Raw genomic sequence first — 18,010 nt, 5'->3', positions numbered from 1 at the left:
TCCCGAAAATTCCGGAGGCGGCCGGATTGTGCACGTTGACATTTGAACAAAATTAGAACAAAATACGAACATATCAACAACAGGAGAGAGTTATGACCGATCTGGTTCAGGATGTCATCTCACTGGTTTGCATGAGCACTTTCCTCGTTTCCATGGCGATCTGGATCGGAGCCATGTGATTTTTGGCGGCATTCGCCGCCGCGGATCCTGCGCGGCCGAGACCGTTGCGCCCGTTAAGCCTTTCTTGCCGCCGCGACGATAGGGTGATCTGAAAGACAGGGGAGCAACGTCACGTGTCGCCCATCGTCACGGCCATTCTGGTGGCCAGCAATCTCGGGCTGATCTTTCTCTTGATGACCGTGCCGTTTGGTTTGCGCACGGTCCGGCTGTCTCGTCTGGTGGCGATGGACCGTCAGCGTCTCTGGCAGGCGCTGTGGCCGCTCGGCAGCGATGCCGGCTGGTCCGGTGAAATCCTTTCCGCCGAGGAGCCGGACGGAGAGGGCGTGGCTCGAATCATGCTGTCCTGGGAAGGAAGCGACGGCAAGCCGATCGAGCGCAAGTCGCGGTTTGAAGACGTCGTAGAGGGAAGCCGCTTTTCGATGCGCGTCATCGAGGACACCGCGCTCGACGCTTCGTTCTGGAAGGACTATCGCGAAACCGCCGAACTCGTTTCCGAGGGCAACGGTACGCGGGTGACGCTCAGCCAGACCGATCGTTATCGCGGCGTTGCCTTCCTGGTGTTCCGCTATTTCGCCATGCGCCGCGAACTCTCCAAGCTGCAGCGCTGGGCGCGGACCGGGCAGTATCGCAAGGGCGGCTGGTTCGAGCATCCGCTGAGCCAGGTGGGGTTCGCCGGTCTTTCGGCGCTGATCCTGTGGCCGTTCTTCGGCCTTCACCTTGGCGGGCTGGCACTTGCCGCGATCCTGACATCGGTGGTCGCCCTGCATGAGCTCGGTCACATGGCTGCATTTCGGCTGATGGGCCACAACAGGGCGCGGATGATCTTCATTCCGTTGCTCGGTGGCATCGCCATTGGCGGGCGGCCCTATGACAGCCGTTTCGAGGTCGCCTTCGTGGCGTTGATGGGCGCCGGCTTCTCCGCCTTCCTGGTGCCGATCGCAATCGCTGCGAGCACCTTTGCCGGCGCGGAAGGGCATCGGTTGGCGGCTGGGCTGCTGGCGACGCTGGCTGGCTTCGCCGCCCTGTTCAATATCGCCAATCTTGTGCCGGTGTGGAAGTTCGACGGCGGCCAGGTGCTGCGCCAGATCTGTCCGGGGCCCATCGTGCTGGCGCTGGCCTCGTTCTTCCTGCTCTCGGCCTTTCTGGCGGTGGGTTGGCAGGCCGGCTTTTTCCTCCAACTTTCTGCTCGCTACAGGGGCGGTGTTTTCAATTCTCAGCCTGCTGACGATGAGCAGCGGGTTCAAGCCGCGTCATGAGCTGAAGCCGATCCGCACCGTTGACCGCTTCGCCATGGCGGCGGCGCTGCTGGCGGTGTTCGCCATCCACGGCTACGGCGTCTTGTGGGCCTCAGCTCAGCTAATTTGAGCCGTATCGGATCAGGAAGAATCAACCCGCCTTGCGGGCAGTTTCGATAGACAAGGCCGTGGCGGGACCAAAGACATCCTCGAAGGCGGATTTCAGCGCGAGATCAAGGTCGGCCATTGTCAGGGGAAGACCGAGGTCGACGAGGCTGGTGACGCCATGGTCCTGCACGCCGCAGGGCACGATGCCGCTGAAATGGTCGAGATCCGGTTCGACATTGATGGCGATGCCGTGAAAGCTCACCCAGCGTCGCAGCCGGATGCCTATTGCCGCGATCTTGTCTTCGGCCGGCGAGCCGTCCGGCAGGGAAGGGCGATCTGGACGCACAACCCAGACACCGACCCGGTCCTCGCGGCGCTCGCCATGCACGTTGAAGGCTGCGAGCGTGCCGATGATCCACTGTTCGAGCGCGGCGACGAAGGCGCGCACATCCTCGCGTCGTCGCTTCAGGTCGAGCATGACATAGGCAACCCGCTGGCCCGGTCCATGGTAGGTGTATTCGCCGCCGCGTCCTGCTTCAAACACCGGGAAGCGGTTGGCGTCTATCAGATCCTCGCCGCGGGCACTGGTGCCGGCCGTGTAAAGCGGCGGATGTTCGACCAGCCAGACCATTTCGCCGGCGGCGCCGCTGCGGATCGCCTCGGCGCGCGCCTCCATGAATGCAAGCGCATCGGGGTAGGCGGTGAGGCCCGGTTCGACGCGCCATTCGACCGGTGCCGACCCGGGGAGCGGCAGGAACGACGTGGCGATCTGGCTGCGTTCTGGCATGACGTATCTCGTGTTGCCCTCATATGGCGCCAATCCGGCGAAACGTCCAGTTCGGCCCTGCATTGCCATCCTGTGGAAGGTTATGCCAATCGCCTGACATTATTGCGTGCCGCGCACTTGTTTCGCCGGAAACGATTTGCTACACGCCGCGAGCCGGTCGGTTCCGGCTCTACCACGTGCGGTCGTGGCGGAATTGGTAGACGCGCAGCGTTGAGGTCGCTGTGGGGCAACCCGTGGAAGTTCGAGTCTTCTCGACCGCACCAGTATCTCTTCCCAGAATCCGATTTGTGCCAGCCTCCGCCCGCTGCGGGCAGGGCGCATTTCGTTTGATATTCCCGCGCTTTACGCCATTTCCTTATTGAACATCGGATTCTCCCAAAACCGGTTTCCACTTTTGGGCCCGATGTTCTAGACCTGATTTGCACCTTTTCCGGGATTGCGATGGCGGGAGGCGCTGGTGGAAGGCCAGGACGAACGGATGACCGGCGCCAGGGCCGCCGAGGAACACCAAGCCGATATCTATGGCGAGGACGGCGCCGTTCTTTCGTCCTTCCTAGCCCAGATCGGTGCTGCGATCGCCGATCGCGACACGCTCGCGCTGAAGCGTGAAGTCGACGATCTGCACCAATCGGAACTCGGCGACCTGCTCGAGGCGCTGCACCCCGACCAGCGCCGCGCGCTGGTTGAACTGTTGGGCGCCGACTTCGACTTCTCCGCGCTGACCGAGGTCGACGAGGCGATCCGCATGGAGATCGTCGACAGTCTGCCCAATGCGCAGATTGCCCAAGCGGTGCAGGAACTCGATTCCGACGATGCGGTCTACATTCTCGAGGATCTCGACCAGGAAGACCAGGACGAGATCCTGTCGCGGCTGCCGTTCACCGAGCGGATCAGGCTGCGCCGCTCGCTCGACTATCCGGAAGAGACCGCCGGCCGCCGCATGCAGACCGAGTTCGTCGCGGTGCCGCCGTTCTGGACGATCGGTCAGACCATCGACTACATGCGCGAGGACAACAATCTGCCCGAGCGCTTCAGCCAGATCTTCGTCATCGATCCGAGCTTCAAGCTGCTCGGCGCCATCGACCTCGACCAGATCCTGCGCACCAAGCGCTCGGTCAAGGTCGAAGAGGTGATGCATGAGACGCGGCACGCCATTCCCGCCACCATGGACCAGGAAGAGGCGGCGCGGGAATTCGAGCAGTACGATCTCTTGTCGGCCGCCGTCGTCGACGAGAACGAGCGGCTGGTCGGCGTGCTGACCATCGACGATGTCGTCGACGTCATCCAGCAGGAGGCCGAGGAAGATCTGATGCGCATGGGCGGCGTCGGCGACGAAGAGCTCTCCGACAGTATCTTTTCGACCTCGCGCTCGCGCGTTCCGTGGTTGCTGATCAACCTTTTGACCGCGTTCCTGGCGGCGTCGGTGATCAGCCTGTTCGACCGCACGATCGAACATATCGTGGCACTGGCGGTGCTGATGCCGATCGTCGCGGGCATGGGCGGCAACGCCGGCTCGCAGACCATGACCGTCACCGTGCGGGCGCTGGCGACCAGGGATCTCGACATCTACAACGCCAGCCGCATCATTCGCCGCGAGATGGGGGTCGGCTTCATCAACGGCATCATCTTCGCCATCCTGATCGGTGTCGTCGCGGCAGCCTGGTTCCGCGATCCCAATCTGGGCGGCATCATCGCGGCGGCGATGATCATCAACATGTTCGTGGCCGCGCTCGCCGGCATCCTGATCCCGCTGCTGCTCGACCGTTTCAAGGTCGATCCAGCGGTCGCTTCTGCGGTCTTCGTCACCACGGTTACCGATGTCGTCGGCTTCTTTGCGTTTCTGGGCATCGCCACATGGTGGTTCGGCGTGCGTTGAGGTGCGCCCTTCAATTGACTTTTACGTAAACGCCGTGCGAGGCTGGCGCGGGGCGCCATGTCGATTCCGGCATGGCGTGGGTTTGGTCGGGATTCCGGCGTGTGGGAGTGACAATGCGGGAATATTATTCGATCACCGAGTTGACTCGCGAGTTCGACGTATCGACGCGGACGCTGCGCTTCTATGAGGATGAAGGACTGGTGCAGCCGGTGCGGCGTGGCCGCACACGACTGTTTCGCCCCTCCGATCGCCACCTCATCCGGCAAATCATGCGCGGCAAGAGACTTGGTTTTTCGATCAACGAAATCCGCGAAATCATCCAGATGTACAAGGAGCCGCCCGGCGAGGTCGGTCAACTCAAGCTGATGATCAAGCGCATCGAGGAAAAGCGCGAGGACCTCAGGCAGAAGCGTCGCGACCTCGAGGAAACGCTCGCCGAACTCGACCAGGCCGAAGAGTCCTGCGTCGAGCGGTTGGTGGAGCTTGGCGTCAACACCTGAATGGCCAATGATCGCGGTCGTTCCGGCAAATCTGCGTCTTCTCACAGCGCGAGCGACACAACCGCGCAGCCATAGGCTTCGAGTTCAATATCGCCGCCAACCGGTCGGCCCGTCAAGAGATCGATACCCAGCGGTACGTTCGGCACGGTGATGGAAGTATCCCTGGTATTCAAAACGAACATCAGTTGACGGTCGTTGGTTTCGCGCATGGACACCTCCACCCCGGCCGGCAGTTCCGGCAGCAAGGGCACCACGCCGGCCTTGGCCAGCACGACATCGGCGATTGCTTCGGCAAGCTCGGGCGTCAGATAGGTGCCGACATAGACGACGCGACCCTGGCCGAGTTGGCGAGAGGTGATGGCCGGCTGTCCGGCGCAAAAACGGTTCGACCATGTGCCCAGCACCTCGGCGTCCGGCTCGACCTCGAGCAGCTCGTAGAGGTGGGCTGCCTCGAACTGCCTGTTGCCCAGGGTGAAGCGATATTTGCGCTCTGCCGACGAAGACGGCAGTGGTGACGGAGGCACGTAGGCGCCCATCGCGGCCTGCCGGAACAAGGGGAACAGCCCAGTGCCGCCCTCCGGAACCAGGCGGCCGAATTCGGTGACCCTGACGCCGCTCAACGCCGAAAGCTCGCGCCCGGGTGCTTGCTCGCGAACAATGTGGTTGTTCTCGTCTCGGGTGCCGGTCAACGCCGACAGGATCAGCGTGCCGCCGTTGCGGACGAACGTCTCGACCGGGGCAGTCCATTCCTGCTTCCACATCACCCAATGCGGAACATAGAGCGCCTTGAGCCGTGACAGATCGTCCTCAGGGTGGATGAAGCCGCAGGCAATGCCATTCTGGTAGCAGTAGCGATGCAACAGCGTGGCGTCTTCGAGCGGGCTCGGTAATCCCATAGGATAGGTCTTGTGCGCCTCCTGGTTGTCGAAATCGGCGCTGGCAATGCCGAGGTCCATGCGCACGACGGTGCCGAGGATCTGGTCCTTGATGGCGGCGATCTCATGGAAGAAGCGGCTTGCCTCGTCGTAGCGGCGACGCGGCACATCGTCGTGATCGATGACCCCCATCCAGTAGATCTCGGCACCGAAATGGGCAGGGCGCCATCGGAAAAACATTATGCCGTCAGCGCCGCGCGCCACGGACGTCATTGCCATGCGGCGCATCTCTCCCGGCTCCGGCGTCATTGTCGAAAAACCCGGCTGGCTGCCGAAACCGGAAGCCTGCTCCGGCACGATGTAATTGCCGGTGTATGCGCGGCAGATGTCGAGATGCAGCGCCTGGGTGGCCGCATGTCCACCGGTGCGCCTCATCTCGTCGTACAGCATCGGATAGATATCGAAGCCGATGAAATCGAGGTCTTGCCCGAACTGGCCGCGGAAATCGATGTCGGCGAGCTGGCCAAGATTGTGAAAGATGAACCAGTCCGGATTGGTGGCACGCAGGATCTCGACCTGGTCGTGCTGGAAAGCGGCCGTCGCCGCGGCCAGGAACCGGTGGTAGTCCTGCACATGCCCAGGGCTCGGATAGGACGGCATCAGCGGGCGCGGCAGGTCGATCTGCGAGAAATCGTCGTAGGCGGTCGCCCAGAAATGGCCGCCCCAGGCGAAGTTCAGCGCGCCGATCGCACCGTATTTGTGCTGGAGGAATTTCTGGAATTCCAGCCGTGTCGCCGGCGCGAACGATTCCGAAACGGTCGTATTGAGCTCGTTGTCGGTCTGCCAGCCGATGACGCGTGGATTGTCCCGGTAGTGTTCGGCCATGGCGCGCGTGATGCGCCGGCTATGGCCGCGGAACACCGGGCTGGTGGTGTCGGCATGTTGGCGCGATCCGTGGCTTGCGGGGCGGCCGCTCACATCGACACGCAGCACCTCCGGATAGTTGGCGGTGAGCCAGCGCGGCGGCGTGGCCGTCGGCGTGCACATGATGGTGTCGATCCCTGCGCTCGCGAGAACCTCGATCGCGCGATCGAACAGGCCGAAGTCGACCTTGCCTTCGTAGGGTTCGAAGATGTGCCAGGCGAACTCGCCCATCCGGACCGTATTGACCCCGGCCGCGGCCATGCGTTCGGCATCGCGCTGCCAGCAGCTTTCGTCGACATGTTCGGGATAATGCGGCGCTCCCAGCAGGAAGCGGTCGAGGTTGAGTGGTCGCCATACCGAAAGCGGGGCGGGCTTGTTGCGCTGCATACGAGGATACTCTTGGATTCGGGGGTCAGGTTGCGGGGACGGGTTTTCGCGGCGTCAGCGTGCGGCCATCGGGTCCGAAGAGATAGGCATCGGCGACATCGAAGCCAGCCGTGAGCTGGGCCCCGACGCTGATCGGAGACACCTTGTTGAGCTGGACCGTGAAATTGCCTGTGCCGCTGTCCGAATTGGTCGCCTGAAGAGGAGAGGCGTCGAGGTAGAGAACCGTTTCCCGGCCCAGATGTTCGACCAACCGCACCTGGCCTGGGAACGATGCCTGGCCCGTGTTCGCCGCCTCGACCAGGAGCAGATTTTCCGGCCGGATCCCGACGGTCACCGCGTCGCCTGCCGAAAGGCCGTCGATGCCGCCAAAGGCAAGCGCCGGCATTCCGGCCGCCGTCAGCGTGATCTCGCCCGCACCGACGGTTTCCACCCGAGCTTCGATGAAGTTCATGCGCGGCGCGCCGAGAAAGCCGGCGACGAAGATATTCGCCGGATTGGCGTAGAGTTCGAGAGGAGAGCCGACCTGCTCGACTCGCCCTTTATTCAGCACCACGATCCGGTCCGCCATGGTCATGGCCTCGATCTGGTCGTGGGTGACGTAGACCATGGTCGATCCGAGCTGGGCGTGAAGGCTGGAAAGCTCGACCCGCATCTGCGTACGAAGCGCGGCGTCGAGGTTCGACAGCGGTTCGTCGAACAAGAAGACTTCAGGCGAGCGCGTTATGGCGCGGCCGATCGCGACGCGCTGGCGCTGCCCGCCCGACAATTGCTTCGGGCGCTTGTCCAGTTGCTCCTCGAGGCGAAGTATCTGCGCGGCGCGCTTGACGGCGGCGTCGATCTCCGCCTTCGGGCGTTTCGCCATCCGCAGGCCGAAGCCCATGTTCTCGGCCACGGTCATGTGCGGATAGAGTGCATAGGACTGGAAGACCATGGCGATGCCGCGATCGCCGGGCTCTTCCCTGGTGACGTCGCGCCCGTTGATCACGACCTGGCCGGAGTTGATGGTCTCAAGCCCGGCGATCGTCTTCAGCAATGTCGATTTTCCGCAACCGGAGGGCCCGACCATGACGACGAACTCGCCCTTTTCGATCCTCAGGTCGACCGCCTTCAAGGCGTGATAGCCGGCGTAGTGCTTGTCGACCTTGCGCAGTTCCACGCTGCTCATCGCGCGCCGCCTTTCTGTATTGACCGGTTGCGTCCGTACGGTGCGGCCTGAATTCCTCGAACAAAAATCATCCCTTGACCGCCCCCATGGTGAGGCCGCTGATGAAGTGCTTCTGCATCAGGAAGAACATGACCACGGGCGGCAGGGCGACGAAGATCGTTGCCGCCGAGACGATGTTCCAGGCGGACGTCCATTCGCCGCGCAGATTGTTCAGCCCGGCTGTGACGGGTTTGACGGCGTCGCTCTGGGTAAGCACGATCGCCCAGAAATAATCATTCCAGATGAAGGTGAAGGTGAGGATGGCCAGCGCCGCCAGCGCCGGTCGTACCAGGGGTACCACCACATGGCGCAGCACCTGGAAGGGCGACGCGCCCTCGGCGCGCGCGGCCTGGAACAATTCGCCCGGCAGTGCCGCGATGAAGTTTCGCATGAACAGCGTCGCAAAGCCGGTCTGGAAGGCGATGTGGAATACGATCAGCGCGTAGACCGTGTCGTAGAGGCCGAGCCTGACCATGAGGTCACGCACCGGGATCATCATGACCTGGGCCGGCAGGAAATTGCCGCCGACGAACAGCGCGAAAATGAGATTTGAGCCGCGGAACGGATAGCGCGACAGCACGAAGCCGGTCAACGTCGACAAGATCAGCACGCCGATCACCGAGGGGATGGTGATCAGCAGGCTGTTGAGGAAGAAGCGCAGCATCGCGGTCTGCTCGAAGACCGCCGTGTAGTTCTCGATCAGGCTGAACTTCTGTGGCCAGCCCCAGTAATTGCCTGCCATCAATTCCTCATTGGAGCGGATCGAGGTCAGCATGACGGCAATCAGCGGCAGCAGCCACAGCGCGACGACCAGCGTCACGCCGCCGACGTAGAGCCCGCGCTTGATCTTGGCGTCTTCGGGGATCGGGCGCGGATACATCAGGCATTGCTCCGTTCGGCCTTGATGAGGCCGTGCAGGTACCAGGCGATGAAGGCGCTCATAATCACGAAGAGCACCGTGGCGATCGCCGCGCCATAGCCGAAGCGATAGGAAAAGATCGATTCCTCGTACATCTGGTAGGCGAGCACAGTCGATGAGCCGTAGGGACCGCCGGTGGTCATGACGGCGACCATGTCGAAGGAGCGCAGCGCACCGATCACCGTCACCGCGATGGCGATGAAGCCGACCTGCGACAACTGCGGCAGGACTACGTGGCGAAGCATGCGCCAGCCGCGTGCTCCGTCGACGCGTCCGGCGCCGATCAGATCCTCGTCGAGGTTGTTCAGCCCCGCCAGGAACAGAACCATGCAGAAGGCGATCTGCGGCCAGAGAGCTGCGGCGGCGACCGCGAAAGTGGCGAAATTCTCGTCGGAAAGCAGCGCCGGCGCGGTGGCACCGAACAGGCCGAAGATCAATTGCAGCAAGCCGAAGGTGGGATCATAGACCCAGCCGAAAACGACACCCACGGTCACCGTAGCCAGCACCAGAGGGACAAAGAACAGGGACTTCAGAATGCGCATGCCGCGGATCTGCTGGTTGACGATCAGCGCCAGCGCGAGACCGATCGGCGGCGCCAGCATGAAGATCAGCAACCAGATGACGTTGTTCTTCAGCGAGACGTAGAATTGCGGGTCCTCGGCCAACTCGGCATAGTTGGCGAGGCCGACCCAGGTCTTGGCGCCGATACCGTCCCATTCGTGCAGCGAAATCCAGACCGTCTCGACGGAGGCGGCAAGGATCACCAGGCTGAACAGGATGAGGCCCGGCAGAAGGAACAATGCCGGCGTCAACCAATGACGATGTCTGCGCCAGAAGCGGGGCATGGGAATTCATCCAAAAAGGAGACGGGGCCGCCAGGGCAAGCGGCGCCCGTCAAGTCCGGGAGGACTAAGCTGCGTTCAATTTGTCTCAAAACCGCTGCGCGCTTTTGTGCGACAGCATCAGCTGAATATTCTCTTGCGGGTCTTTTCCAGCCGTTCGAGGATCTGATCGCGCCGTTCGGGTTTGACCATGAATTCCTGAAGCCCGGTCATGCCTTCCTGGGCCATGTCCGGATCGGTGTCGCGATCGTAGTATTGCGACGTGCCGACCACTTTCTTCAGCTCTTCCACGGCGGCGTTGACCAGCGGGTCGTTGCTGGGTGGGCAGTCGTTGCGCGGCGGGATCGCTCCCTCGGCGGCGAGGAAGGCTCCGAGATTCTCCGGTTTGTAGAAATAGGCGAGGAAGTCGCGCGCGCCTTGCTTGTTCTTGGCGTTGGCCGGAACATGAACGGAGTTGACCGAAAAATCCTCATATCTGGCGACACCGGGGATGATTTCGGGAAACGGCGCGTAGGCGAGCTGCGGGAGGTCTGCCTCCGGGAAGGCGGACCTGACGAAACCACCAAGGTCCATCATGGCGGCCTTCTTCTGCGCCAGGGCGGCGCCGGCCTGCTCCCAGCCGAAGGAACTGTGGTTCGGCGAGAAGAACCCGGCCTTGATCAGCTCGCTCCATTTGTCGAAGACGGGCGTAAGCATCGGGTCGGTGTACTGGACCTTCCCGTCCATCAGGGCGATGTGCTTGTCGAGGCCGTTGATGCGCAGGTTCATATGGTCGAACCAGCCGCCCGCGGGCCAAAGCTCCTTGGTACCCATGCTCATCGGGATCATGCTTGCGGATTTCGCGGCCTCGCCAAAGGCGAGAAAATCGGTCCACGTCTTCGGCGGCGTCCAATTGTGTTCGGCAAAAACATCCTTGCGGTAGAACAGACCCCAAAGCAGGCCGCCCATCGGCAGGCCATACTGCTTGTCGCCGACCGTGACTGCATTTGTCGTGGCGCCGAGCACGCTCTTGTAGTTCTCCCGGGCAAACAGATCGGAGATGTCGTCGAACAGGCCCTTGGTGACAAAGGCCTTCATGCGGTTGCCGGAGAACCAGAAGCAGATGTCGGGGGCGCCGACGACGAGATAGCTGCGGATCGCCGTCTTGTGCGCCTCGTGGTCCATGTTGTTGATGGTGATCTTGGCGCCGGATTTCGCCTCGTATTCGGCTGCCAGCCTGTGCAGGATGTCGCGTTGCCCGGCGTTGCTGAGATTGGAAATGATGGTGATTTCCTGCGCCTGCGCCAGGGCCGGCAAGCAGAGGCTCCCGGTGGCAGATGCAGCGAGAGCCGCGCCCGTGCCCTTCAGGAATCGGCGTCTTGTCGTGGATAGCATTGTAGCGGTGATGGTCATGGCTTTTATCTCCTCCCTGAGAACAGCCGGATTCCAATTGAACCACGGCGAGTCGTAGCGTATGCAGATGGAGCCGGTCAATATTTAATTTACAAAATTAACAATGAGGAAAGAATGAAACTGAAAGGCGACCAGCAGACGTCGCGCTCGATCAATCGCCGGCTGATTCTCAACCTGCTGCGAAGGGAAGGGGCGATCAGTCGTGCCGAGATTGCCGCGATCACCGGACTAAGCCCGGCGGCGGTGACGTTCGTCGTCACCGACCTGTTGCACGAGAACATTCTGATGGAGGGAGAGGCCAGCATCGGCGCGCCGGGGCGACGGCCAATCCCGATCAACATCAATTATGCCGGCCGCCTTGTCGTCGGGTTCAAGCTGATGGTCGGTGCGATCGATTGCGTGCTGACTGACCTGGCCACGACACCGCTTGTCTCCAAACGCGTCGCTGTGCCCGATCAGTCGCCGCGAAGCACGGTAGAAGCCTGCGCCGCCGCCGTCAGCCAATTGCTTGCCGATCGGGCCGCGCCAACCGGGGCGCAGCTCAGCGGCATCGGCATCGCCGTGCCTGGGGTCATCGACAATGGCATCTGCCGGCTCAGTCACCGGTTCAATTGGACCGACGTGCCGATAGCGGCCATGCTGGCCGATCTCGTCAATGTGCCCGTGTGGGCCGACGACGATACCAACGCTTTCGCGCTGGCGCAGCAATTGTTCGGTCTCGGCCGGCATCACCGCACTGTCGGCGCGCTGGCCATCGGCGCCGGCATCAGTTGCGCGGTGGTGATCGATGGTTCGGTCCATCACGGCGCGAACGGGGCCGCGGGCAAGATCGGGCACTCCATCTACGATCCAAACGGGCCGCAATGCGAGTGTGGCCGCCGCGGATGCCTTCAGACGTTCTTCTCCGAACCAGCATTGGTGAAGCGGTGGCGTGAGACGAAGGGCCTCTCGGCCGAGGTTGACCGCTACGACATGGTCAGAGCGGCCAAGACCGGTGACGAGGTGGCCGTGAATTTGCTGCGCGAAGCAGGCGAAGGCATCGGCCGGTTTCTGGGCAGCTTCTGCAATATCATCGATCCGGAGGTGATTGTCGGCGGCGGCGAAGCGGTGAGCTTCGGCGACTACCTCTTCGAACCCATGCGCGACGCGCTGCGGCGTTACGCAATGTGGACTCCACCGCCGATCACGCCGGACTGGGCAGACGATTCGTGGGCGCGGGGCGCCGCCGCCCTCGCTACCCAGCGGCTGTTTGATTTCGAAAGCAGGCCTGGAGAAGTCGCGGCCGTATAGGCAATACTCGAACTCCGACGCCCGCGGTGAGGCTTGCTCAAATCCAGCGCCGCACGCGTTTGGCGTAGTCGCGGTATTTCTTGCCGAACTTCGCCGCCAGCACCTTTTCCTCGCCCTCGATCGCCATCTTCTGCGTGGCGAAGGCCGCGATGAACGCCAGCGGCAGGAACCAGACTATCCCTGAGACAAAGGCGACGCCGATCAACAGCAGCGTGTTGGCCAGATAGATCGGATTGCGCGTGATGCCAAAGGGACCTGTGGTGACGAGGTGGTCGGGCACCGCGTTCGGATTGAGCGTGGTTCTGGCGCGGATCATGGTGCGGATGGCGGTGAACCAGAGTGCCGCGACGCCGAACAGTGCTACCCAGCCGGCGGCGAACAGAATATCGCCCAGGAGGTCACCGATCCAGGGCAGGGGATAGAGCAGGCCCAGCGCGATGCTGATGGCGATGGCGGCGATGTAGATCAGCGGCGGCCACGGGATGAGCCCCGGCTTCGGCTGTTTCTCGGTCATTTGACCCCTTCCTCCATCAACTTGCTGTCGGTTTTGGCGGTACACATGCCGGCAAGGTCGGACAAGTGTGCTTTCCATTCCGCAGTCTGGTCGTTGTTGTAGAGCCGATCAAGCGTCGCCTCGCCCTCGAGCGTATCGAGCATGCAGACACAGTAGCTTGAACAGAACTCGGTGTCGCGCGACTGCTCGCAGGACAGCTGGCAGGTTTTGAGGAAATTCACCTGCGGGGTTTCGACCTGCGCCGGCATGATCTGCGAGAACAGCCAAACGCAGCCGATCAGCAATGGCTGGTGGATCAGGTAGAAGGCCAGGCTGTGCCGGCCGATGAAGACCAGCGGGTTGGCCCAACGCCCGGTCTTGAGGTTCGCCAGCCACGTCAAGACACCCGCGCCCGCGGCAAGCCTGGCGGAGCCTATGCCGAAAAGCACAGCGCCGAACCATGGGAACAGTGGAACGTAGTCGTTGGAACGCGGATTGATCGCCGACAGGCCGACCCACCACAGCCATGGATGGTCGAAGGCCTCGAAGCGCAAATAGACCGGCGCCGCGATGACCAGCGCGGCAACCACCATGGTCAGCAAAGCCGGCAGGCGAAGAAACAGCAGGCCGAGCAGGCTGGCCAGCGCAATCTCGTGCAATATGCCGAAGAAGATGAAGCCGTCCGGGGTGGCGATGCGGGTGACGATCGAAATCGCGATCGCGGCTCCCGCGACCATGGCGAAACGCTTCCAGAAGCCGTTCCAGCGGATTTTCTTGCCGTGGGCGAGGTACAGGCTGACGCCGACCAGGAACAGGAAGGTCGAGGCGATGCAGCGCGCGTAGATCTTCCACCAGCCGAAGGCGGTCAGGCCGGGATCAGTGTAGCCGAAGAATTCCAGATCCCAGGTGAAATGGTAGCTCGCCATGGCGATCAGCGCGATGCCGCGCACGATGTCGATGACGACGATGCGCCTTGGTCGATCCTGGACGGGTGCGGTCGGCGTTTGGATGGTCATGGTCTCGCATTCTGTTTCGGCCCCGCAAAACGACTATCACGGTTGCACCGGGCAAAAGAAGGCCGGGCGTCTGACAACGCGGACAGGATCAGGCGCCGCTTTAGGCCAGTGGCGGAAAGCCTTTGGCCGACTTCGTTTTTTGCCGGGTACGCGTCGGTTTCCTCTTATTGGCGCAGGGATCGCCACGGCAGATTTGGTCCGATAGATTCTGCTTTGGGGAAGCAATGTCCACCCATGTGCGCCATCCGATCTGGCTTCCGGCCCTAAAGGCCGCGGACGCGCGCACCTTCGCCTCGCTCTATGCAGTCGAATCCTTCGCCCGCGCCACGGTGTCGAGCGTCATCCCGATCCAGGCCTATGAGATCCTGCACAACGAGCAGATCGTCTCGATCCTCTACACCGTCGTGGCGATGCTCGGCCTGTCGGTGACGCTCTTCATGCCAATGCTGATCCGCCGCTTTGCGCGGCGCTGGGTCTACACCGCTGGCGCCTGCCTGCTTGCCATCGGCTCGCTGTTCTTCGTCACCCATACGCTTGCCGGGCAACTGGCCGGCATGCTGTGCCGCGTGATGGGCGCCAGCGCGCTGTCGATCACGCTCAACCTCTATATCATGGACCATATCCGCAAGACCGATTTCATGCAGGCCGAATCGCTGCGCATGGCGTGGTCGATGTTGGCGTGGACCGGCGGGCCGACGCTCGGCATCTTCCTCTACACGCACTTCGGCATCTATGCCGCGCATGGCGCCGTGGCGATCTTCGCCCTGGCCTTGCTGGCGCTGTTCTGGACCTACCGGCTCGGCGACAACCCGTCGATCCGCCCGGGCAAGACGCGCCCGGTCAACCCGCTCGCCAATATCGGCCGCTTCGTCGCGCAGCCCAGGCTCAGACTGGCCTGGCTGATCGCTTTCGGCCGCTCCTGTTTCTGGACGACTTTCTTTGTCTATGGGCCACTGTTCATGGTCATCACCGGCGAAGGCAAGCTGGCCGGCGGCGTGCTGGTTTCGGCCGGCAACGCGCTGCTGTTCATGGCCATCTTCTGGGGCAAGGCGGGAAAGCGCTTTGGCGGCCGCAGGACGATGACATTTGCCTATTTCGCCATGTCGGCCATGCTGCTGGCGGCAGGCTTCGTCGGCGAGACCGTGCCGCTGCTCACCGGCGCCTTCCTGCTTGGCGGCGCCTTCTTCACCATCGCGCTCGACGCACTCGGCTCGACCGCCTTCATGCGCTCGGTGCGCTCCTATGAAAGATCGCAGATGGCGGCGGTCTACCGGACCTATCTCGACTTTTCCGAACTGACGCCGCCGCTGGTCTATTCGGTGGTGCTGGCGTTTTTCGGCCTAGGCTCGGTGTTCGTCACGCTGGGCCTGCTGGCTGCGGTCTGCGGCTTCGTGACGTGGCGCTATCTGCCGAAATCGCTTTGATCTTCAGGGCTTTGGTGGAAGTGCCGCATGCCAAGGTGCCTGCGGCAGCGGAGGCCCTCACTGGCACGACGCATTCGCGATGGTTGCCGCCGGAATTTGGTTTGCTGGAGGCGAGGATTCTGCCTATAGTCGGCAATGTCGTCGGTTCCATTTTGGAGCCAAGAGGGAATGCGGTGAGGGCGAGTTTCGCCCAATGCCGTGGCTGCCCCCGCAACTGTGTGCGGTAGTCCTCTCCATATGCCACTGAAGATTTCTTCTTCGGGAAGGTGGGGAAGGGCGCTGATCCGCGAGCCAGGAGACCTGCCGGCGACAGGAAACTGACTTCGATGCCCTCGGGTGGAGGGCGAAAGGACAAGACATGACTACTGCTTCCGTCTCCCTCGGCGCCTCCGTCTCCTCGCAGTCGCGCTTCATGCAGCTCGCGCTTGCAGCGCTGCTCGGCGTTTTCGTGATGGGCTTTGTCGGCTTCTCGCATATCGATGCGGTCCACAATGCGGCTCACGACTATCGCCATTCGATGGCGTTTCCCTGCCACTGACGAGGATCTGACATCATGAACCTGTTTCGCAACGTCGTGTTCATCGCGGCGATCGCAGGGCTCGTGGCCGGTGTCGTTCTCGCCGGCATGCAGGCCTACGCTACCGTGCCGCTGATTCTGAAGGCGGAAGTCTACGAACAGGCTGGCGGCGGGCATCACCATGACCATGCCGCTCCGGCCGCAACGGATAGCAATGCCATGAGCTCTGCCGCTCCGGCAGCGGAAGCCGCCCCGGCCGCCGAAGACGAGGGTTGGGCGCCGGCAGACGGTTTCGAACGTTTCGCCTTCAGCGTGCTTGCCAACATCGTCACCGGCATCGGCTTCGCCTTGATCCTGGTCGCGGTTTCCGAATTCGCCGGCGGCATCGGTGGCTGGCGCCAGGGCGTCTTCTGGGGGCTGGCCGGCTTTGCCGTGTTCACGCTGGCGCCGGGCCTAGGCCTGCCGCCGGAACTGCCGGCCATGCCAGCGGCCGATCTGACCGAGCGCCAGATCTGGTGGTGGGCGACCGTAGCGATGACCGCGGCCGGGCTCGGCGTGATCGCCTTCCGCAAGTCGCTGCCGCTGGCGATCCTGGCTGTGGCCTTGATCGTCGCTCCGCACATCGTCGGCGCGCCGCAGCCCGGCAGTTACGAGACGGCGATCCCCGAAGGCCTGCACCACCAGTTCGTGGTGGCGGTGACAGTGACCAATCTGGTGTTCTGGCTGGTGCTCGGCGCGGTCGTCGGCGTGGTGCGCGGCCGCTTCACCGGCACCGCGACCAGCCTGCGCGACAGCTTTGCCTGACAGCAAGGCACTGACCTTCCTCATCGGCGGTGGGGGGGGGGGGGCGGGGGCGGCCCCCCCCCCCCCCCCCCCCGCCCCCCCCCGCCGTCTCCCCTCTCCCGCCCGCCCCCCCCCCCCCCCCCCGCCGCGCCGGCGGGCCCCCCCCCCCCCCCCCCCCCCCCACGCCGAAACCCTGGCGACGGCCTTGCCCTCGCCATGGACCTATATCGCGACGGCGCAAGCCTATGACGATGAGATGCGCGAGCGCATCGCGCTGCACCGCTCACGCCGCGGCGAAGGCTGGACGACCATCGACGCACCGCTCGATCTTGCCGGCGCGCTCGCGGCGTTGCCCGACAACCAGCCGGTGCTTGTCGACTGCCTGACATTGTGGCTGACCAATCATATGCTGGCCGAACATGATCTCGAGCTGGAATGCCGGCGACTGGCGGAGGTGCTGTCGCGGCCGCGCGGGCCCTGGTTCGTGGTGTCCAATGAAGTCGGGCAAGGTATCGTGCCTGACAACGCACTGGCGCGCCGGTTTCGCGATGCCGCCGGCCGGCTTAACCAGCAGATCGCTGCCGTCGCCGACACAGTGCTGCTGATGGTGGCGGGACTTCCGCTGAAGGTGAAATGACATGACCGACGTCGACAATAAGGACGAAGAACGCCACCGCGCCAAGATGGCCAAGCGCAAGACGGTGCAGGATGCCGAGGTGGCGAGCAAGACGGTCGAGAAGGGGCTGCTGATCGTCAACACCGGGCCGGGCAAGGGTAAGACGACGGCCGCCTTCGGTCTCGCGTTGCGGATGCTCGGCTACGGCAAGCGCGTCGGCGTCGTCCAGTTCATCAAGGGCAAATGGCATACCGGCGAGAAAGACGCCTTCGCCGCCTTCGGCGACCGCATCGTCTGGCACGCGATGGGCGAGGGCTTCACCTGGGAAACGCAGGATCTGAAGCGCGACATCGCCGCGGCCGAAGCGGCGTGGGCCAAGGTGCTCGAGCTGATGGCCGATCCGTCAATCAGCCTGCTGGTGCTCGACGAGTTGAACATCGCGCTGCGCTACGACTATCTCGATCTCGACAAGGTGGTTGCGGCGCTGAAAGCCCGCCGCGAAGGCCTGCACGTCGTCGTCACCGGCCGCAACGCCAAGCCGGCGCTGGTCGAGGCGGCCGATCTCGTCACCGAGATGGGCGTGACCAAGCACCATTTTTCCGCGGGCGTTAAGGCGCAGCAGGGCATCGAGTTTTGAACGTT

18 protein-coding genes, 1 tRNA gene and 1 riboswitch are annotated in these 18,010 nt (G+C 63.0%); of the genes, 11 read left to right on the top strand and 8 right to left on the bottom strand.

Annotated elements, in window-relative coordinates:
* Positions 1-293: 293 nt before the first annotated feature.
* Both NKJ89_RS13110 and NKJ89_RS13105 read left to right on the top strand, forming a co-directional pair.
* Entirely contained in the window at positions 294-1,436 is a 1,143-nt protein-coding gene (locus NKJ89_RS13110) for a site-2 protease family protein (protein ID WP_352602895.1), read from the top strand.
* Positions 1,408-1,545, top strand: coding sequence for a hypothetical protein (locus tag NKJ89_RS13105; RefSeq protein WP_352602893.1), 138 nt, complete (start codon positions 1,408-1,410; stop codon positions 1,543-1,545). The genes NKJ89_RS13110 and NKJ89_RS13105 overlap by 29 nt, the downstream gene beginning before the upstream one ends.
* A 21-nt stretch (positions 1,546-1,566) precedes the next feature.
* Here the strand turns inward: NKJ89_RS13105 and lipB are convergent, their stop codons facing one another.
* On the bottom strand, positions 1,567-2,310 hold the full coding sequence (gene lipB / locus NKJ89_RS13100; protein ID WP_352602891.1) for a lipoyl(octanoyl) transferase LipB: 744 nt from the start codon (positions 2,308-2,310) through the stop codon (positions 1,567-1,569).
* A gap of 178 nt (positions 2,311-2,488) precedes the next feature.
* On the opposite strand from lipB, the gene NKJ89_RS13095 reads away from it, so the two are divergent.
* The 3 genes from NKJ89_RS13095 (at position 2,489) to NKJ89_RS13085 (ending at position 4,686) form a co-directional block, all read left to right on the top strand.
* Positions 2,489-2,573 (top strand) — tRNA-Leu (locus NKJ89_RS13095).
* A gap of 215 nt (positions 2,574-2,788) precedes the next feature.
* A complete protein-coding gene (gene mgtE / locus NKJ89_RS13090; protein ID WP_502904128.1) occupies positions 2,789-4,186 on the top strand; it encodes a magnesium transporter in 1,398 nt (465 codons plus the stop codon).
* Between the two features lie 113 nt (positions 4,187-4,299).
* Positions 4,300-4,686: a MerR family transcriptional regulator gene (locus NKJ89_RS13085; protein WP_006203215.1), complete on the top strand. Its 387-nt coding sequence runs from the start codon at positions 4,300-4,302 to the stop codon at positions 4,684-4,686.
* Between the two features lie 41 nt (positions 4,687-4,727).
* On the opposite strand, the gene NKJ89_RS13080 is transcribed toward NKJ89_RS13085, so the two are convergent.
* From NKJ89_RS13080 to NKJ89_RS13060, 5 genes are all read right to left on the bottom strand, one after another.
* Complete coding sequence (locus tag NKJ89_RS13080) at positions 4,728-6,872, bottom strand: beta-galactosidase (protein WP_352602887.1); 2,145 nt, start codon at positions 6,870-6,872, stop codon at positions 4,728-4,730.
* A 25-nt stretch (positions 6,873-6,897) separates the two neighbouring features.
* Complete coding sequence (locus NKJ89_RS13075) at positions 6,898-8,037, bottom strand: ABC transporter ATP-binding protein (protein ID WP_352602885.1); 1,140 nt, start codon at positions 8,035-8,037, stop codon at positions 6,898-6,900.
* Between the two features lie 67 nt (positions 8,038-8,104).
* Entirely contained in the window at positions 8,105-8,956 is an 852-nt protein-coding gene (locus tag NKJ89_RS13070) for a carbohydrate ABC transporter permease (protein ID WP_023757157.1), read from the bottom strand.
* Positions 8,956-9,840, bottom strand: coding sequence for a carbohydrate ABC transporter permease (locus tag NKJ89_RS13065; protein ID WP_023757158.1), 885 nt, complete (start codon positions 9,838-9,840; stop codon positions 8,956-8,958). The genes NKJ89_RS13070 and NKJ89_RS13065 overlap by 1 nt, the downstream gene beginning before the upstream one ends.
* A 117-nt stretch (positions 9,841-9,957) precedes the next feature.
* A complete protein-coding gene (locus NKJ89_RS13060) occupies positions 9,958-11,229 on the bottom strand; it encodes an ABC transporter substrate-binding protein (protein ID WP_023757159.1) in 1,272 nt (423 codons plus the stop codon).
* 114 nt (positions 11,230-11,343) lie between these two features.
* Here NKJ89_RS13060 and NKJ89_RS13055 point away from each other — a divergent pair, with 114 nt between their 5' ends.
* On the top strand, positions 11,344-12,519 hold the full coding sequence (locus tag NKJ89_RS13055) for an ROK family protein (protein ID WP_352602883.1): 1,176 nt from the start codon (positions 11,344-11,346) through the stop codon (positions 12,517-12,519).
* 37 nt (positions 12,520-12,556) lie between these two features.
* On the opposite strand, the gene NKJ89_RS13050 is transcribed toward NKJ89_RS13055, so the two are convergent.
* Positions 12,557-13,033 carry a methyltransferase family protein gene (locus NKJ89_RS13050; RefSeq protein WP_352602881.1) on the bottom strand — a complete coding sequence of 159 codons (477 nt, stop codon included), beginning with the start codon at positions 13,031-13,033 and terminating at the stop codon, positions 12,557-12,559.
* Positions 13,030-14,028 carry a heparan-alpha-glucosaminide N-acetyltransferase gene (locus tag NKJ89_RS13045; protein ID WP_352602879.1) on the bottom strand — a complete coding sequence of 333 codons (999 nt, stop codon included), beginning with the start codon at positions 14,026-14,028 and terminating at the stop codon, positions 13,030-13,032. The genes NKJ89_RS13050 and NKJ89_RS13045 overlap by 4 nt, the downstream gene beginning before the upstream one ends.
* Before the next feature lie 224 nt (positions 14,029-14,252).
* Here NKJ89_RS13045 and NKJ89_RS13040 point away from each other — a divergent pair, with 224 nt between their 5' ends.
* From NKJ89_RS13040 to cobO, 5 genes are all read left to right on the top strand, one after another.
* Positions 14,253-15,452, top strand: coding sequence for an MFS transporter (locus NKJ89_RS13040; protein ID WP_352602877.1), 1,200 nt, complete (start codon positions 14,253-14,255; stop codon positions 15,450-15,452).
* 125 nt (positions 15,453-15,577) lie between these two features.
* Positions 15,578-15,774: riboswitch (cobalamin riboswitch) on the top strand.
* A gap of 36 nt (positions 15,775-15,810) precedes the next feature.
* Positions 15,811-15,990: a CbtB domain-containing protein gene (locus NKJ89_RS13035; protein ID WP_023757164.1), complete on the top strand. Its 180-nt coding sequence runs from the start codon at positions 15,811-15,813 to the stop codon at positions 15,988-15,990.
* A gap of 15 nt (positions 15,991-16,005) precedes the next feature.
* A complete protein-coding gene (locus tag NKJ89_RS13030) occupies positions 16,006-16,773 on the top strand; it encodes a CbtA family protein (protein WP_352602875.1) in 768 nt (255 codons plus the stop codon).
* Between the two features lie 172 nt (positions 16,774-16,945).
* Positions 16,946-17,389: a bifunctional adenosylcobinamide kinase/adenosylcobinamide-phosphate guanylyltransferase gene (gene cobU / locus NKJ89_RS13025; RefSeq protein ID WP_352485680.1), complete on the top strand. Its 444-nt coding sequence runs from the start codon at positions 16,946-16,948 to the stop codon at positions 17,387-17,389.
* A gap of 1 nt (position 17,390) precedes the next feature.
* Positions 17,391-18,005 carry a cob(I)yrinic acid a,c-diamide adenosyltransferase gene (cobO, locus tag NKJ89_RS13020; RefSeq protein ID WP_352602873.1) on the top strand — a complete coding sequence of 205 codons (615 nt, stop codon included), beginning with the start codon at positions 17,391-17,393 and terminating at the stop codon, positions 18,003-18,005.
* Positions 18,006-18,010: the final 5 nt, after the last annotated feature.

Source organism: Mesorhizobium sp. M0047, from assembly GCF_040323315.1.
Classification (GTDB): domain Bacteria; phylum Pseudomonadota; class Alphaproteobacteria; order Rhizobiales; family Rhizobiaceae; genus Mesorhizobium.
Note: the sequence above shows the minus strand (reverse complement) of the source record. Positions and strands in the feature narration are given on the sequence as shown.